The organism is Pseudoclavibacter terrae (assembly GCF_008831075.1).
GTDB classification, from domain to species: domain Bacteria; phylum Actinomycetota; class Actinomycetes; order Actinomycetales; family Microbacteriaceae; genus Pseudoclavibacter; species Pseudoclavibacter terrae.
Genome location: NZ_WBJX01000001.1, coordinates 627,840 through 645,920, shown reverse-complemented (window position 1 = coordinate 645,920; position 18,081 = coordinate 627,840). Strand labels below are relative to the sequence as shown.

At 65.9% G+C, this 18,081-nt stretch carries 10 protein-coding genes; all 10 read right to left on the bottom strand.

The features are described 5' to 3' along the window. Positions 1-383 precede the first annotated feature (383 nt). A complete protein-coding gene (locus F8O03_RS02945; RefSeq protein WP_151422303.1) occupies positions 384-2,489 on the bottom strand; it encodes an acyltransferase family protein in 2,106 nt (701 codons plus the stop codon). A 247-nt stretch (positions 2,490-2,736) separates the two neighbouring features. Beyond that, the gene (gene tuf, locus F8O03_RS02940) at positions 2,737-3,930 is read right to left on the bottom strand and encodes an elongation factor Tu (RefSeq protein WP_068479300.1); all 1,194 of its coding nucleotides are present in this window, start codon (positions 3,928-3,930) and stop codon (positions 2,737-2,739) included. Between the two features lie 120 nt (positions 3,931-4,050). Next, positions 4,051-6,165: an elongation factor G gene (gene fusA / locus F8O03_RS02935; protein ID WP_104254039.1), complete on the bottom strand. Its 2,115-nt coding sequence runs from the start codon at positions 6,163-6,165 to the stop codon at positions 4,051-4,053. A gap of 54 nt (positions 6,166-6,219) precedes the next feature. Beyond that, positions 6,220-6,690, bottom strand: coding sequence for a 30S ribosomal protein S7 (rpsG, locus tag F8O03_RS02930; RefSeq protein WP_104254040.1), 471 nt, complete (start codon positions 6,688-6,690; stop codon positions 6,220-6,222). Next, positions 6,690-7,064 (bottom strand): 30S ribosomal protein S12, encoded by a 375-nt coding sequence (gene rpsL / locus F8O03_RS02925; RefSeq protein WP_068479306.1) that lies wholly within the window; start codon positions 7,062-7,064, stop codon positions 6,690-6,692. The genes rpsG and rpsL overlap by 1 nt, the downstream gene beginning before the upstream one ends. A gap of 262 nt (positions 7,065-7,326) precedes the next feature. Further along, positions 7,327-7,845: a hypothetical protein gene (locus tag F8O03_RS02920; RefSeq protein WP_151422302.1), complete on the bottom strand. Its 519-nt coding sequence runs from the start codon at positions 7,843-7,845 to the stop codon at positions 7,327-7,329. A 19-nt stretch (positions 7,846-7,864) separates the two neighbouring features. Then, complete coding sequence (locus F8O03_RS02915; protein ID WP_151422301.1) at positions 7,865-8,353, bottom strand: hypothetical protein; 489 nt, start codon at positions 8,351-8,353, stop codon at positions 7,865-7,867. Continuing rightward, a complete protein-coding gene (locus F8O03_RS02910) occupies positions 8,350-10,137 on the bottom strand; it encodes a hypothetical protein (protein WP_151422300.1) in 1,788 nt (595 codons plus the stop codon). The genes F8O03_RS02915 and F8O03_RS02910 overlap by 4 nt, the downstream gene beginning before the upstream one ends. A gap of 126 nt (positions 10,138-10,263) precedes the next feature. After that, the gene (locus F8O03_RS02905; protein WP_104254044.1) at positions 10,264-14,142 is read right to left on the bottom strand and encodes a DNA-directed RNA polymerase subunit beta'; all 3,879 of its coding nucleotides are present in this window, start codon (positions 14,140-14,142) and stop codon (positions 10,264-10,266) included. A 48-nt stretch (positions 14,143-14,190) separates the two neighbouring features. Beyond that, the gene (rpoB, locus tag F8O03_RS02900) at positions 14,191-17,679 is read right to left on the bottom strand and encodes a DNA-directed RNA polymerase subunit beta (RefSeq protein ID WP_104254045.1); all 3,489 of its coding nucleotides are present in this window, start codon (positions 17,677-17,679) and stop codon (positions 14,191-14,193) included. Between the last annotated feature and the right edge of the window lie 402 nt (positions 17,680-18,081).

Sequence of the window (18,081 nt, the reverse complement as noted above, 5' to 3'; positions counted from 1 at the left end):
GCCGCCATTGCGGCTTCGCATGCAACCCCGTGGCGTCTTCACGCCGGGATTCGCACCACTGTTTTTCTGTCAAGTTCACCTGCTCGGAGCACAGGAGTGTACTCAAGCTGATGGACGGCCTTCCGGACTCGACCTCGGTGAGGTGTTGTCCGTTGGCCGGAGCTTTGCTCTGCTGCCGGTGGCCTAAGCTGCGCGCTGGGCGTCTTGCGACACTCCGTCTGTCTTCCGACTGCTGTCTGAAGACATTGGGCGCTTATGCACTCTCCGGGCAGTGATTCGAACACACGACTAGCGCCGGGCCCCGAAATACTGAACTCACCGAGTTTAGACCGGAGGGACCTGTTCTTGCAACCCGGGCGTGTCGCGACCTCGAGATCGCTGGCTCAGAAGCCGTGCGGGGCCAGAACTCGGTCAGCGATGACCTTCGAGAGGTACAGCGAGTACTGCCTGCCGATGTGCGTCGGATCGCTGTGGACAGGAGTCCCGGCAACCACGCTCGGGCACGACGCCAGGTCGATGTCGCAGAACCAGGCGGTCGTGGGAACCACATCGGCACCGGACTCCCCCATCTCGGTCGCCAGCTCGTCGACGCGCTGCTGGCGCTCCTCGCCGAACGGCGTCTCGCACGCACGCGCTGCCTCCGAGACCGTCGACGCCTCCATGCACTCGTCGAGGGCCTGCGTCGGCGGCACCGAGTCGAGCCACACGACCTCGATGCCGAGATCGGTGAGGGCTCGGACGTAGTCGCTGCTGCCCCGTCCGAGGTCGGCTCCGACGTCATCGCCGAGCTCCTCGTATCCGTCACCGACCCACCAGGCGCCGTACGTGACCACGACCACGTCCGGGAGGCGCTCGGTCGCCTGTTCCACGACCCAGGAGTTGTGTCCCTCGCACGTCTCCCGGTAGTGGTCGATGCTGTCCAGTCCCGCTCCGGAGGTGAACGGGCACATCGACAGCCCCATGAGCTGCAACTTCGTGTCCTCGCCGAGTGCCTCTCGGAACCCTGGCGCCCACGTCACGGCCTGGGAGTCCCCGACGATCCACACCTCGCGCTCTGCATCCGGGCTTCCGTAAACGCAGCGATCGACCGCTTCGTCCGACGCGACCGACACGCAGTCGTCGAGCTCCCACTCCTCGCTGCGCGCTTCAGCCCCGGTGAGCAGCCGCCCGTCCGGGACGGTGGGGTCTGCGATCGCGTCCGCGATGACCGCCGAGAGCTCGTCGGGGTTGTCGACGGCCGGCGCGAGTTCGATCGCCTCGATGGCGTCCTCGTGGACCTGCGGAGCGATCTGGACGCCGACGAAGGCGACAAGTGCGACCAGGGGAACGGTGATGGAGGTGATGAGCCTCGGGTTCGGCTTCCACTTCGGGGCCGTCGCGTCGATCTGTGCGAGCGGGTTCCTGATCCTCCCCAGGAGCTTGAGGCCGCGGGAGGTCGCCCACGCGATGGCGATCGAGACCGCGAGGAGGAGGAGTCCGTCGAAGAAGGAGACCGGCTCGGCCCGGTCCGGGAAGACCTCGACGAACAGCTTGAGGATCGGCCAGCTCCAGAGGTACAGGCCGTAGGAGAAGCCGCCGAGCCAGACCAAGGGCCTCCAGGTGAGGAGCCGGTTGCCCCCGGCGGGTTCGCCCGATGCGCCGGCGATGAGGACGAGCAGAGCCCCGCCGACCGGGTAGAGCGCGATGAGTCCCGGATACGGCCAGGAGCTCGGCAGGAGACCTGCGCTCAGCACGAGGGCGAGACCCAGGCTGCCGAGGATCGCCCGGAGCATCTTCGGCACGTGGATCCGCGTGATGACCAGCGCCGCGACGGCCCCGATCCCGAACTCCCACAGGCGAGCCCACGTGCTGTAGTAGGTGGGGACGGGGTCCACCGCCACCCCGTTGAGGGCGTAGGCGAGGGAGGCGGCGGTGAGCAGCGCGAACCCCGCTACGGCCACGCGCCGCACAGGCCACTTCGCCAGCTTCGCGACGGCGCCGAGCACGAGGACGAACCCGAGCAGGATCAGCGTGGCCTGGCCCTGCACCGACATGGCCCAGAAATGCTGGACCGCTGACTTGTCGTGGCCAGCGGCGATGTAGTCGGTCGCGTCCCCGGCGAGTCGCCAGTTCTCCCAGTACGTGGCGGCGGCGAAGAGGTCGGTGACGTTCCGCTGGAAGGAGAGCGCCGGGGCCGTGAGGAGGAGGACGACAGCGACGACGATGAGGACGAGCCCGGCCATCGGGAACAGGCGCGTCGCCGTGCGTTTCACGTACTGCCAGGCTCGGATGCTCCCCCGCCGCTCGAGTTCCCCGACGAGCGTCGTGGCGAGCAGGAACCCGCCGAGGACGAAGAACAGGTCGACGCCGCCGGAGACGGTGCCGAACCAGATGTGGAACGACGCGACGAGGAGGGATGCGATCGCCCGCAGTCCCTGGATGTCGGTCCGGTAGCGGTTCGGCGCAGGCCGAGCGCTCGCGCTCGTGGGGCGTTCTGCGCGTACGGACATTCGTCGAGCTCCTGGGGCTGCGCTGAGGCGGTGGGCGTTCCTCCGCTCGGTGCGTCGAGGAGCTCATCGGAGGGGATCGAGAGGCTGCGGAGCTTCGCTCGTCACACGGCGTCTGATTCTAACCCGGTTCCCGAATCGGTGAGCCGCCGAGTCGACCCGCGAGCAGTCGCGAGCCGCTCGGACGCCGAGAAAACAAGAATGGGGCCGGACCCGAAGGTCCGACCCCACTCTGCAGTGAGCTGGAAGCTTACTTGTTGATCTTCGTCACCGTGCCGGCGCCGACGGTGCGGCCACCCTCACGGATTGCGAAGCCGAGGCCCTCTTCCATGGCGATCGGCTGGATGAGCTCGACGGTCATGTCCGTGGTGTCACCAGGCATGATCATTTCCTTGCCCTCGGGCAGGGTGATGACGCCGGTCACGTCCGTGGTACGGAAGTAGAACTGCGGGCGGTAGTTCGTGAAGAACGGGTTGTGACGGCCACCCTCGTCCTTCGAGAGGATGTACGCGGTTCCCTCGAAGTTCGTGTGCGGCGTGACGGAACCGGGAGCGACGATGACCTGACCGCGCTCGACGTCCTCACGCTTGGTGCCACGAAGGAGCAGACCACAGTTCTCACCGGCCCACGCCTCGTCGAGCTGCTTGTGGAACATCTCGATACCCGTGACCGTCGTCTTGACGGTCGGGCGGAGGCCCACGATCTCGACGTCGGAGTTGATCGAGAGCGTGCCACGCTCGGCGCGACCCGTGACGACGGTTCCACGACCGGTGATCGTGAAGACGTCCTCGACGGGCATGAGGAACGGCTTGTCCTTGTCGCGGACGGGCTCCGGCACGTTGTCGTCGACAGCCTGCATGAGCTCGACGATCTTCTCGGCCCACTTCTCGTCGCCCTCGAGCGCCTTGAGGCCCGAGACCTGAACGACAGGTGCGTCGTCGCCGGGGTAGTCCTGGCTCGAGAGGAGCTCGCGAACCTCGAGCTCGACGAGCTCCAGGATCTCCTCGTCGTCGACCATGTCGGCCTTGTTCAGCGCGACGACCAGGTACGGCACGCCGACCTGCTTCGCGAGCAGCACGTGCTCACGCGTCTGAGCCATGGGGCCGTCGGTTGCGGCGACCACGAGGATTGCGCCATCCATCTGCGCAGCACCCGTGATCATGTTCTTGATGTAGTCGGCGTGACCCGGAGCATCGACGTGAGCGTAGTGACGCTTGGGCGTCTCGTACTCGACGTGGGAGATGTTGATCGTGATACCGCGCTGACGCTCTTCCGGAGCGGAGTCGATCGACGCGAAGTCACGCTGCACGTTGGTCGCCGAAGGGTACTTGTCAGCAAGCACCTTCGAGATCGCTGCGGTGAGCGTGGTCTTGCCGTGGTCGACGTGACCGATCGTTCCGATGTTTACGTGCGGCTTGGTCCGCTCGAACTTGGCCTTAGCCACTGTGGTCCTCCTAGGACGTCGTTGGTGCCAGTCCGCGAATGACGCAGAATGACTTCCGGGTTTTCAGTGATGAATGTTACCTGCTCGGGCGACGCGCTGCGTCACCCGAGCAGGTTCGGGCTACTCGCCCCGGTTCTTCTGGATGATCTCCTCGGCAACAGCCTTGGGGACCTCGGCGTACGTTTCGAACGTCATCGAGTACACGGCGCGACCAGAGGTCTTGCTGCGCAGGTCTCCGATGTATCCGAACATCTCCGACAGCGGCACGAGTGCACGCACCACCTTCACACCACTGGCATCTTCCATCGACTGGATCTGGCCGCGGCGCGAGTTGAGGTCGCCGATCACGTCGCCCATGTACTCCTCAGGAGTACGGACCTCGACCGCCATGAGCGGCTCGAGGATGACGGGACCGGCCTTGGGAGCTGCTTCCTTGAACGCGATCGAGCCCGCGATCTTGAACGCCATCTCCGAGGAGTCGACGTCGTGCGCAGCACCATCGAGGAGCGACGCCTTGACGCCGACCATCGGGTAGCCGGCGAGGACGCCGACCTGCATCGCATCCTGGATGCCAGCATCCACGGATGGGATGTACTCACGAGGAACGCGACCACCGGTGACGGCGTTCACGAACTCGTAGGTCTTGTCCGCGTCCATCTCAAGCGGCTCGAGCTTGATCTGGATCTTTGCGAACTGGCCGGAGCCACCCGTCTGCTTCTTGTGGGTGTAGTCGAACTTCTCGACGACCTTCGTGAGCGTCTCGCGGTAGGCGACCTGGGGCTTGCCCACGTTCGCCTCGACCTTGAATTCGCGCTTCATGCGGTCGACGAGGATGTCGAGGTGGAGCTCGCCCATGCCCTTGATGACCGTCTGACCGGTCTCCTGGTCGAGCATGACGCGGAACGTCGGGTCTTCCTCGGCGAGCTTCTGGATAGCCGTTCCGAGCTTCTCCTGGTCGGCCTTGGTCTTCGGCTCGATGGCGACCTCGATGACGGGCTCCGGGAAGGTCATCGACTCGAGGACGATCTGCTTGTCAGGGTCGCTCAGGGTGTCACCGGTCATGGTGTCCTTGAGGCCGATGACGGCGTAGATGTGTCCCGCGGTCATCGACTCGACCGGGTTCTCCTTGTTGGCGTGCATCTGGAAGATCTTCCCGATGCGCTCCTTCTTGCCCTTCGAGGAGTTGACGACCTGCGCGCCCGACGGGACGTGTCCCGAGTAGACGCGCGTGTAGATCAGGCGACCGAAGAACGGGTGCACGGCGATCTTGAAGGCGAGAGCAGCGAACGGCTCGTCGGCGCTCGGACGACGCGTGAGCTCCTCCGACTCGTCGCGCGGGTTCATGCCGATGACGGCAGGAACGTCGAGCGGCGACGGGAGGTAGTCCACGACTGCATCGAGCATCGGCTGGACGCCGCGGTTCTTGAATGCGGAGCCGCAGAGCACGGGGTACATCTCGCTCGTGACGGTGAGCTTGCGGATGGCGGCCTTGATCTCGGCGATCGAGATCTCCTCGCCAGCGAAGAAGCGCTCCATGAGCTCGTCGTCGGTCTCGGCGACGGCCTCGAGGAGCTTCGTGCGGTACTCTTCTGCGCGCTCCTTGAGGTCTTCCGGGATCTCCTGGGTCTCGTAGGCGGCACCGAGGGTGGTGTCACCCTTGGAGTCGCTCGGCCAGACCTTGGCGTTCATCTCGACGAGGTCGACGATGCCGATGAAGTCGTTCTCAGCGCCGATGGGGAGCTGGATGACGAGCGGCTTCGCGCCCAGGCGGTTGACGATCGTGTCGACGGTGAAGTAGAAGTCGGCTCCGAGCTTGTCCATCTTGTTGACGAAGCAGATGCGCGGAACGTCGTACTTGTCGGCCTGGCGCCAGACGGTCTCCGACTGGGGCTCGACGCCCTCCTTGCCATCGAACACGGCGACCGCACCGTCGAGGACGCGGAGCGAGCGCTCCACCTCGACGGTGAAGTCGACGTGACCGGGCGTGTCGATGATGTTGATCTGGTTCTTCTTCCAGAACGACGTCACGGCAGCCGAGGTGATCGTGATGCCACGCTCCTGCTCCTGCTCCATCCAGTCCGTCGTCGAGGCACCATCGTGCGTCTCGCCGAGCTTGTGGTTGACACCGGTGTAGAACAGGATGCGCTCGGTGGTTGTCGTCTTGCCGGCATCGATGTGCGCCATGATGCCGATGTTGCGGACCTTGTTCAGGTCAGTAAGCACGTCCTGTGCCACGGGTGTCCTCCGAAAGGATTGAAGCGAGAGTGGTGAGGGCTACCAGCTGCTGGATTACCAGCGGTAGTGCGCGAAGGCCTTGTTGGACTCGGCCATCTTGTGCGTGTCTTCACGGCGCTTCACCGCGGCACCGAGGCCGTTGGATGCGTCGAGGATCTCGTTCGTGAGGCGCTCGGTCATCGACTTCTCGCGACGGTTCTTCGCGTAGCTCGTGAGCCAGCGCAGTGCGAGCGTGTTGGCACGATGAGGCTTGACCTCGACCGGCACCTGGTACGTCGAGCCACCGACGCGACGCGAGCGGACCTCGAGCGTGGGGCGCACGTTGTCGAGCGCCTTCTTCAGGGTCGCGACTGCGTCCTGGTCCGACTTGGCGGCAACGCCCTCGAGCGCGTCGTACACGATGCGCTCTGCGAGGCCCTTCTTGCCGTCAAGCAGGATCTTGTTGACGAGCTGGCTGACGATGGGGGCGCCGTACACGGGGTCGGCGACCACGGGGCGCTTGGGGGCTGGACCCTTACGTGGCATTACTTCTTCTCCATCTTCGCGCCGTAACGGCTGCGAGCCTGCTTGCGGTTCTTCACTGCCTGGGTGTCGAGTGCACCGCGGACGATCTTGTACCGCACACCCGGGAGGTCCTTCACACGACCGCCGCGGACGAGCACCATCGAGTGCTCCTGGAGGTTGTGGCCCTCACCTGGGATGTAGGCGGTCACCTCGGTGCCGTTCGACAGCTTGACACGAGCGACCTTACGGAGCGCCGAGTTCGGCTTCTTGGGCGTCGTGGTGTAGACGCGGGTGCAAACCCCGCGCTGCTGAGGGTTGGCCTTCAGGGCTGGCGTCTTGGACGCCGACGCCTTGGGGCGGCGGCCCTTGCGGACCAACTGCTGAATTGTTGGCACGAATAATCTCCTTGGTTTTGTACTGCGTGATCGTGGTAAGCACGATTCCTGTGCCTACGAGGCACTGTTTGCCTCTTGATAACCGACCGGCGGTACAAAATCTCTGGTATCGCTGGTTGGTGAAGCGGTGGCAGCCGAGGCGACTGGCGTTGCTTACAGTTGCGCGCTTCGCTGCAGATTCTTCGCAGTTTCAGCGTTCGCACGGTTTTGGGCGCGACAGGGCGCGCGCACCGAAAAATCCTACCCCGTCAGTTTTGCAGGGTCAAGCGGGACCCCGACCGGGCCGCGTCGGGCGTGACGTCGAGAGCACCGCCGCGACCACCACGAGCGCCGCCAGGGGGACGATCACGAGCCCGAATGGACCCACGGAAAGCCCGATGGCGACCTGACTCGGCAACGGTGAGAGGGCGTCCGGGTTCCCAGCCTCCGGTCGTGACCCCGTGGCCACGATGCCGGCCACGATCGCGAAGGCGAGCCAGGCCAGGATGCTGCCGGGGGCGGCGAGCCAGAGCGCCCCCTGCCTGCCCTGGTGCCGCCTGCGGAGTGCCAGCGCCACGGAGGCGGCGACCACGACCGTTGCAGCCGCCACGGCGAGCGGAGCCACGAGGACGCTCACGTCGGGCAGGTCGATGACGTCACGGTCCAGGCCGAGCGACACGAACCCCCAGGTCGCGATGACCAGCGAGGCGAAGACGAGACTGCTGACGGCTCCCCACGTGACGGCTCTCCCCCAGGACGAACCCGGGTCGGGAGGGAGCTCGGCGTCGTAGCCTTCGATCATGGGACCGCTGCCGTCCAGGTCAGGCCGTGAGCTCGACCCGGAGTCCGCGGACGATCGCCGCGATGTCCTTGCCGACATGCGCCGATTGGGCGGCCGTGCTCGTCCCGACCGCAGTGACGATCTCCGTGAGAGGCCCGCGGTGCAGCACGACCATCTTCGAGCGGACCTCGAGCCCGCCCAGCCTCGGATCCCGCTGCGTCGACTCGACGTAGTGCATGAGCTCGGGTTCCGCGGCGGACTCGGCGACGCGCTCCTTGCCTCCGCCCTGCGTGATGCGCTGTCGCAGCACCGTCAGCGCATCCTCGTGCGAGATGGTGCCGGGCCACCGTTCGATCGTGACGAGCACATTCGGGTTGAAGCCGTTCGTCGCGACGAGGTGCCGCGCACCGAGCACTGCGCCAGCCCACTGCAGCGGCTCCCAGCCAGCGGGCACGTCGATCGCCACCTCGGGGAATGCCGGGAACTCGTCGCTCGGCAGCGTGAGCCTGCGCAGCTCGGCTTCACTCACTTGGCCACCCCGTTCGCGTCCGCCGTCTCCGCGGAGCGCTCAGCCATGCGCTTCTCATAGGCGAGCTTCGCCCTCCGGTTCGCTCGCGACACCCGTCGTCCCCGAGCCGCGGCGATGCCGCCCACCCAGGTGAAGGCCTCCCGCGCCGCGATCGCAGCCACCAGCGCGGACAGCAGGTGCTCGGAGGCCCTGAACTTCGCGAGCACCTCGCCGAGCTGGATGCTCGTGATGGGGAGCCCGTCGGCGAGGTGCTGCTGGAGCGCCGCTCCGAAGTAGTAGCCGGCTGCGACCAGCACCGCTGCCAGGAACCCGCCGAGGACGTAGGCCCACCAGCCGGCACGGTTCACGATCAGTGCCCACAGCACGCCGAACGCAGCGAAGACCGTGACGGGGACCGTGAAGGCCGCGGTGATCGCGAACTCGGAGGCCTCGCCGATGGGGTCGAGTCCCGTGTTGAACGCCGTCCGCAAGAGAGCGAAGGCCAGCAGGTACAGAGCCGCGAAGACCACCGAGGCGACCAGGGCGACGAACACCGCGAACATCCGGTTCCCGCGCTTCTTCGGCTTCACCGGGGCCAGATCGTCGCTGTCCGTCGGGGCGGAGAGGCGGAGTGGCGCGAACGTCGAGTCATCGCCTGCCTGCGTGGAGGGCGCGTCAGCGTCTGGCCTGACGGAGTCGGTCTCTCCGGGCTCGTCGCCCGCGTGCGTCGTGGTGAGGGTCCCTGCGGCTTCAGGATGTTCCGCTGCGTCCGTCCCGGGGACGGCGTCGGCGTCAGCGTCAGCGTCAGCCGCGTCGTCGGTCGACGCGTGGGTGACGGCTGCGGCGTCTGCATCGTCGAGGACGTCCACGCGCTCCGTCACGGTGACCGCTTCCACGGTCTCCCCGTCCTCGGCGAGCTGCTCCGTGACGGTCTCCGTGACGACGACGTCCGCACGCGTGACCTCCCCGGCGACCGGCGTGGTCCCGTCGAGGTCCTGATGGTCGTCTGACGGGTCCGGATCGGCCGGCGCCTGGGTCGATGCCTGCACTGCGCTTGTCGCGGCGACACGGGCGGCTGTGCGGTCGATCTCGAGGGTGCGACGCGGGGACTCCCGCTCCTCGTCCGGCGCGGTGGCAGATCCGGTGGCGTCCACGGTGATGGCCGAGACCGAAGCGGCGCCAAGCGCGTCGGCTGCGAGATCCTGGGCGGGAACCGGTTCGGTCACCGGGAAGTCCGCGACGTCGTCCTCCTCGGCGCTCTCACGTTCCACGACCGGCACGTCCGCCGACGCAGAAGCAGCCTCTGGTCCGGCCTGGCCATGAGCGTCGGCCTCCGGCGCTGCTGGACCTGTATCAGACATCGGTTCGGGCTGGCTGTCGGCCTCCGTGCTCTGCTCGAGATCCGTGCTCCGCTCGAGATCACCGGCTGCAGCTGCGGGCGCGTCTGGACGCGGTCCGTCAGCGAGCACGGCCGCGAGCTCATCCCGATCCAGGCCCACCGTGGCGTTCGGGTCGGTGCCGTCGGTCGCGAGGGGGTCCGCGAAGGCGACCCTGACGTCTTCCTGAGGCGCCAGTGCCGGGTCCGTCGGCGCTTCTGCTCGACCGTCGAACGCGAGGTCATCCCCCGCAAGCACCTCACCGGGCGGCACCTCGCCGTCCTCCCCGATTCCGCGGCTGCGAGCGAGCGCGGCCTCCAGTCGATCCTGGGGGTCGGGAAGCTCTCGGTTCTCGCCGGCTCCGCCGCCGACTTCCGGCTCGTGGCCGTCATCCGAGGGCTGGCGAGGCGCGCGCGTGTCGTCACTCATGGAGCCCACGTTAGGGCCGCAGGCTCGCTTCTTCCCGGTGACAAGCCGCAGACGCGCGAACGCCCCCACCCGTGACGGGTGGGGGCGTTCGCACTGGCGCGTCGGCGAGCCGACGCGACTTCAGGGCTAGCTGAAGTTGGAACCGCCGAAGTCATCGCTCGAGAAGGCCTCGAAGTCGACGAACGTGAGGTCGTTCTCGTCGAAGCTGCCCTCGTCTGCACCGAACGGGTACCGCTCGGCGCGGGCCTCGTCGGTCGGCTCGACCGACATCTCGCGGTACTTGGTGAGACCAGTACCAGCCGGGATGAGGCGACCGATGATGACGTTCTCCTTGAGGCCGACCAGCGGGTCGGTCGTCGCTTCCATGGCGGCCTGCGTGAGCACGCGGGTCGTCTCCTGGAACGAAGCGGCCGAGAGCCACGACTCGGTCGCGAGCGACGCCTTCGTGATTCCCATGACTTCCTGACGGCCGGTCGCGGGCTTGCGTCCCGACATGACGGCTGCGCGGTTGATGGACGCGAAGCGCTGTCCATCAGCCAGCTCACCCGGCAGCATGTCGGTCTCGCCGTGGTCGATGACCGTGATCTTACGGAGCATCTGGCGGACGATGACCTCGATGTGCTTGTCGTGGATCGGCACACCCTGCGAACGGTAGACGCCCTGCACACCGCTGACGAGGTACTTCTGCACCTCGCGAGCGCCCTTGACCCGCAGCACGTCCTTCGGGTCGATGGGACCCTCGTGCAGCTGCTGGCCGTGCTCGACGTGCTGGCCGTCCTCGACGAGGAGCTCAGCGCGCTTCAGCACCGGGTAGATGTGCGGCTCGTCGCCGTTGTCCGGGATGAGGACGATCTTGCGCGACTTGTCGGTGTCCTGGATCTCGATGCGACCAGCGGCCTCGGCGAGCGGCGATGCGCCCTTCGGGGTGCGGGCCTCGAAGAGCTCCTGGACACGAGGCAGACCCTGCGTGATGTCACCAGCGCTCGACACACCACCGGAGTGGAACGTGCGCATCGTGAGCTGGGTACCTGGCTCGCCGATGGACTGTGCCGCGATGATGCCGACGGCCTCACCGATGTCGACGAGGTTGCCGGTGGCAAGCGAGCGGCCGTAGCACGCTGCGCAGACGCCGACGCTGGACTCGCACGTGAGGACAGAACGGATCTTGACCTCGGTGATGCCTGCGTCCATGAGCTGGTCGATGACGACGTCGCCCATGTCGGTGCCGGCAGCGGCGACGACGTTGCCGTCGGCGTCCACTGCGTCGACCGAGATGCTGCGGGCGTAGACCGCGTTCTCCACGTTGTCGTCGACGACGATCTCGCCGCCATCCGTGATGTGGGCGATCTGGATGTCGAGGCCACGAGCGGTGCCGCAGTCGTCCTCACGGATGATAACGTCCTGCGAGACGTCGACGAGTCGACGAGTCAGATAGCCGGAGTCGGCCGTACGGAGAGCCGTGTCGGCCAGACCCTTGCGGGCACCGTGGGTCGAGATGAAGTACTCGGCAACCGTCAGGCCCTCGCGGTACGAGTGCACGATCGGGCGAGGAATGGTCTCACCCTTCGGGTTGGCGACCAGGCCGCGCATACCGGCGATCTGGCGAACCTGCAGCCAGTTGCCGTTTGCGCCTGCCGTGACCATGCGGTGGATGGAGTTGGTCGACGGGAAGGCCGCCTGCATCTCGTCGGCGACGAGCGCGGTTGCAGCTTCCCACTTCTTGATGACCTCTTCGCGGTACTCCTGCTCGGAGATCGCGCCCATGACCTGCCACTCGTTGCGCAGCTCGGCCACTTCGGCCTCGGTGCGCTCGACGATCTCGCGCTTCGAGTCGGGCGTCACGAGGTCGCTGAGCGCGATCGAGATGCCCGAGCGGGTAGCCCAGTAGAAGCCGGAGTCCTTGATGCGGTCGAGCGTCTCGGCGACCTCGTCCTTCGAGTACCGCTCCGCGAGGTAGTTGACGACACCGGACAGACGTCCCTTGGTCATCGTGTCCTCGACGTAGGGGTAGTCGGACGGGAGCAGCTCGTTGAAGCGAGCGCGGCCGAGCGTCGTCTCGACGAGCACGGTCTCGCCCTGGACGTAGCCCTCAGGAGCCTTGCCCTCTTCGAACGTGATGCCCGTGAGGCGCAGCCTGATCGGAGCGTTGAGGTCGAGCGAGCCCTGGTCGAACGCCATGATCGCCTCGGCCGTGGACGAGAAGACTCGTCCGGCGCCCTCGACGTCGTCCTGCAGCGTCGTCAGGTGGTACAGACCCGCGACCATGTCCTGCGAAGGCAGGGTGACGGGGCGTCCATCCGACGGCTTGAGGATGTTGTTCGACGCGAGCATGAGCACGCGGGCCTCGGCCTGGGCCTCGACCGAGAGCGGCAGGTGAACGGCCATCTGGTCGCCGTCGAAGTCGGCGTTGAACGCCGCGCAGACGAGCGGGTGCAGCTGGATCGCCTTGCCCTCGACGAGGAGCGGCTCGAACGCCTGGATGCCCAGACGGTGCAGCGTGGGTGCACGGTTGAGCAGCACCGGACGCTCGCGGATGACCTCTTCGAGCACGTCCCACACCTCGGGCTTCGCGCGCTCGACGGCACGCTTGGCTGCCTTGATGTTCGACGCGTGCTGCAGGTCGATCAGTCGCTTGATGACGTACGGCTTGAACAGCTCGAGCGCCATCTGCTTCGGGAGGCCGCACTGGTGCATGCGCAGCTGCGGTCCCACGATGATGACGGAACGGCCCGAGTAGTCGACGCGCTTTCCGAGGAGGTTCTGACGGAAGCGGCCCTGCTTGCCCTTCAGCATGTCGCTGAGGGACTTGAGAGCGCGGTTGCCGGTACCCGTGACCGGGCGGCCGCGGCGACCGTTGTCGAACAGCGCGTCGACCGACTCCTGGAGCATGCGCTTCTCGTTGTTCACGATGATCTCGGGAGCACCGAGGTCGAGCAGGCGACGGAGGCGGTTGTTGCGGTTGATCACACGACGGTAGAGGTCGTTGAGGTCGCTCGTCGCGAAGCGGCCACCGTCGAGCTGCACCATCGGGCGGAGCTCCGGCGGGATGACCGGGACGACATCGAGGACCATCGCGGCGGGGCTGTTGCCCGTTGCGAGGAACGACGAGACGACCTTGAGGCGCTTGATGGCGCGGATCTTCTTCTGACCCTTGCCCTCCGCGATCTGGGTGCGCAGCAGCTCGCCTTCGGCCTTGAGGTCGAAGTTCTGCAGGCGCTTCTGGATCGACTCGGCACCCATGTGGGCTTCGAAGTAGTCGCCGTAGCGGTCGACGAGCTCGTGGAAGTCGGTGTCCTCCGGCTTGAGCTCACCGACCTTCAGGTTCTTGAACGACTCGAAGACGCGCTCGACGCGGGTGATGTCCTCGTCGAACCCCTTGCGGAGCTGACCCATCTCCTTCTCGCCGGCGTCCTTTGTCTTGCGGAGCTGGTCTGCCTTGGCACCCTCGGTCTCGAGAGCACCGAGCTCCTCTTCGAGGCGGAGCATGCGAGCCGCGATGGCCGCATCCTTCTGGTCGTTCAGGCTCTTGAGCTCGAGACGCATCTCGCTCTCGAGGCCGCTGAGGTCGTCGCGACGACCCTCCTCGTCCACCGAGATGACCATGTACGCGGCGAAGTAGATGACCTTCTCGAGGTCCTTCGGCGCCATGTCGAGGAGGTAGCCGAGACGGCTCGGAACGCCCTTGAAGTACCAGATGTGCGTGACGGGAGCCGCGAGCTCGATGTGGCCCATGCGCTCACGGCGCACTGCCGACTTCGTGACCTCGACGCCGCATCGCTCGCACACGATGCCCTTGAAGCGGACACGCTTGTACTTGCCGCAGGCGCACTCCCAGTCTCGGGAAGGGCCGAAGATCTGTTCGCCGAACAGACCGTCCTTCTCGGGCTTGAGCGTGCGGTAGTTGATGGTCTCGGGCTTCTTGACCTCGCCGTACGACCACTTGCGAATGTCATCTGCCGTGGCTAGGCCGATGCGCAGTTCATCAAACTTGGTTGCATCCAACAATGCTGTTGTCTCCTTGTGAAGAATGAGTCTTCGTCGTGTCGGGGAGGCTTAGATCTCGTCGACGGACGAGGACTCGAAGCGGCTGGAGATGTTGATGCCGAGTTCTTCGGCGGCCCGGTAGGCCTCGTCGTCGTTGTCGCGGAGGCTCAGCGCGGTGCCGTCAGCCGAGAGGACCTCGACGTTCAGGCAGAGCGACTGCATCTCCTTGAGGAGAACCTTGAAGGACTCGGGGATACCCGGCTCCTGGATGTTCTCGCCCTTGACGATGGCCTCGTAGGCCTTGACGCGTCCGACGATGTCGTCGGACTTGATGGTGAGGAGCTCCTGGAGCGTGTATGCGGCGCCGTACGCGTAGAGCGCCCACACCTCCATCTCACCGAAGCGCTGTCCACCGAACTGCGCCTTACCACCGAGTGGCTGCTGCGTGATCATCGAGTACGGACCCGTCGAACGCGCGTGGATCTTGTCGTCCACGAGGTGGTGCAGCTTCAGGATGTACATGTAGCCGACGGAGATCGGGTCCGGGAACGGCTCGCCGGAGCGGCCGTCGAACAGGACGGTCTTTCCGGTCGAGTTGATGAGGCGGTCGCCGTCGCGCGTCTTGAGCGTCGAGTCGAGGAGGCCCGTGAGCTCTTCCTCGGTCGCGCCGTCGAAGACGGGGGTCGCGAGCTTGACGCCCGGGGTTCCCTCGTAGGCCTCGGGGACGAGGTTCTTCGCCCACTCGGGCTCGCCCTCGATCTTCCAGCCGGTCTTCGCGACCCAGCCGAGGTGCGTCTCGAGCACCTGGCCGAAGTTCATGCGCTTCGGGATGCCCAGCGGGTTGAGCACGATGTCGAGCGGCGTTCCGTCGGCGAGGAACGGCATGTCCTCTTCCGGCAGGATCTTCGCGATGACGCCCTTGTTGCCGTGACGGCCAGCGAGCTTGTCGCCCTCGGTGATCTTGCGCTCCTGCGCGATGTACACGACAACGCGCTGGTTGACGCCGGAGCCGAGCTCGTCGTCGCCCTCCTCGGAGTCGAAGACCTTGACCTGGATGATCGTGCCGGCCTCACCGTGAGGAACCTTGAGCGAGGTGTCGCGCACCTCGCGGCTCTTCTCGTTGAAGATCGCACGCAGCAGGCGCTCTTCCGCGCTGAGCTCGGTCTCGCCCTTCGGCGTGACCTTGCCGACCAGGATGTCGCCCGGCTGGACCTCTGCACCGATGCGGATGATGCCGCGCTCGTCGAGGTCCTTGAGGAGCTCGGGCGAGACGTTGGGCAGATCGCGGGTGATCTCTTCCTTGCCGAGCTTGGTGTCGCGAGCGTCGACCTCGTACTCCTCGATGTGGATCGAGGAGAGGGTGTCGTTCTTCACCAGGTTCTGGCTGAGGATCATGGCGTCCTCGAAGTTGTGGCCTTCCCACGGCATGAAGCCGACGAGGAGGTTCTTGCCGAGCGCGAGCTCGCCGTTCTCCGTCGCAGGACCATCCGCGATGACCATTCCCTCTTCGACGCGCTCGCCGGCCGAGACGACAACGCGGTGGTTGTAGCACGTGCCGTGGTTCGAGCGGTCGAACTTGCGGAGGAAGTAGGACTCGGTTCCACCCTCGTCGAGCTGCAGGACGACGTGGTCGGCCGAGACCGACTGCACGACGCCCGCGCGGTTCGCCGTGATGACGTCACCGGCGTCGATGGCTGCGAAGCCCTCCATACCGGTTCCGACGACGGGGCTCTCGCTGCGCACGAGCGGGACGGCCTGACGCTGCATGTTGGCGCCCATGAGCGCGCGGTTCGCATCGTCGTGCTCGAGGAACGGGATGAGGCTCGTCGCGACCGACACCATCTGGCGCGGGGAGACGTCCATGTAGTTGACCTCGCCGGCGGGGACGAGCTCGACCTCGCCGCCCTTGCGACGCACGAGCACCTCGTCTTCGACGAAGTGACCGTCGGCGCCGATGGGCGCGTTGGCCTGTGCGACGACGAACTCGTCTTCCTCGGACGCGGTCAGGTAGTCGACCTGCTCCGTGACCTTGGTGTCGACGACGCGGCGGTACGGCGTCTCGATGAAGCCGAAGGCGTTGATGCGGGCGAACGTCGCGAGCGAGCCGATCAGACCGATGTTCGGGCCTTCAGGCGTCTCGATCGGGCACATGCGGCCGTAGTGCGACGGGTGGACGTCACGGACCTCGACGCCTGCGCGCTCACGCGAGAGCCCGCCGGGCCCGAGGGCCGAGAGGCGACGCTTGTGCGTGAGTCCCGCGAGCGGGTTGTTCTGGTCCATGAACTGCGAGAGCTGCGACGTTCCGAAGAACTCCTTGATCGCGGCGACGACTGGTCGCACGTTGATCAGGGTCTGCGGGGTGATCGCCTCGATCTCCTGCGTGGTCATGCGCTCGCGCACGACTCGCTCCATGCGGCTGAGTCCGGTGCGGACCTGCGACTGGATGAGCTCGCCGACCGCACGGATGCGGCGGTTGCCGAAGTGGTCGATGTCGTCGACGTCGAGACGGATGTCGGCGGGCTCGCCGTTCCGCTTGCCATCGAACTTCTCGTCGCCGGCGTGCAGCGCGACGAGGTACTTGATCGTCGAGACGATGTCCTCGACGGTCAGAACCGACTCGCTGATCGCGGACTCGATGCCGAGCTTGCGGTTGATCTTGTAGCGACCCACCTTGGCGAGGTCGTAGCGCTTCGAGTTGAAGTAGAAGTTGTCGAGGAGCGCACGCGCGGCCTCCGTGGCGACCTGCTCGCCCGGACGGAGCTTGCGGTAGATGTCCTTGAGGGCATCTTCCTTCGTGCGGATGTCGTCCTTCTCGAGCGTGAGCTCGATGGACTCGTACCCGGCGAACTGCTCGCGGATCTCCTCGGTCGTCAGGCCGAGGGCCTTCATGAAGACCGTGACGGACTGCTTGCGCTTGCGGTCGATGCGAACGGCGACCTGGTCGCGCTTGTCGATCTCGAACTCGAGCCATGCGCCACGGCTCGGGATGATGCGGGCCGAGAAGACGTCCTTGTCGCTGGTCTTCTCGGGGGTGCGCTCGAAGTAGACGCCCGGGCTGCGGACGAGCTGCGAGACGACGACACGCTCGGTGCCGTTGATGATGAACGTGCCCTTGCTCGTCATGAGCGGGAAGTCGCCCATGAAGACGGTCTGCGTCTTGATCTCGAGCGTCTGGTGGTTCATGAACTCGGCCTCGACGTAGAGAGGCGCGGAGTACGTCTTGCCGCGCTCCTTGCACTCCTCGAGGGAGTACTTCTCGGGCTCGAGGTACGGGTTGGTGAAGCTCAGCTGCATCGTCTCGCCGAGGTCCTCGATCGGAGAGATCTCCTCGAAGATCTCGTCGAGGCCGGAGCGGAGAGCGACGTCGGTGCGGCCTTCAGCCTGCGCCTGAGCGAGGCGCTGCTTCCAGGCGTCGTTGCCGACGAGCCAGTCGAAGGATTCGGTTTGCAGAGCGAGGAGATCTGGCACATCGAGTGTGTCGCTGATCTTCGCGAATGAGAGTCGGCGTGCATTCCGACCGGTCGTAGGCGTCGGAGATGCGTTGCGCGCAGCAGCCAAGGAAGTTCCCTCCACGATCCCGCGGATTCCGCGAGATGCCAGTAGTGTCGTCGGTGAGGTTCCGCCACGTTTCACGATGTACAAGGCGTGCCCATCATCAACGGACGCGGTCGATGACGACCCGCGAAGATGTTGGTGAGAGAAGCACTGCCAGGCCGACCGCAATATGAAGGCATGGTGAGACGAAGCGCAAACATCGAGTGTATGCGCCGATTGGTGGTATGTCTACCCCGACCTTGCCTCAATCTGAAATCTCGGGTATAACGCGGCTCGGCTGGGCCTCGCGGGGTCCAGGTCGAGGCAGGCAAGGCTCCGCTCAGCAAGGGGAACCTCCCCTTATCAGAAACACACGACCGAGTCCAGTGTCGGCTTGAGTACCGGGCCTGCGTGCTCCTACCGTTG

What these genes read in the sequence shown, in the direction of transcription:
- F8O03_RS02945 (WP_151422303.1), bottom strand. Translation starts at nt 2,489, where the DNA reads ATGTCCGTACGCGCAGAACGCCCCACGAGCGCGAGCGCTCGGCCTGCG.
- rpsG (WP_104254040.1), bottom strand. Translation starts at nt 6,690, where the DNA reads ATGCCACGTAAGGGTCCAGCCCCCAAGCGCCCCGTGGTCGCCGACCCC.
- F8O03_RS02920 (WP_151422302.1), bottom strand. Translation starts at nt 7,845, where the DNA reads ATGATCGAAGGCTACGACGCCGAGCTCCCTCCCGACCCGGGTTCGTCC.
- F8O03_RS02910 (WP_151422300.1), bottom strand. Translation starts at nt 10,137, where the DNA reads ATGAGTGACGACACGCGCGCGCCTCGCCAGCCCTCGGATGACGGCCAC.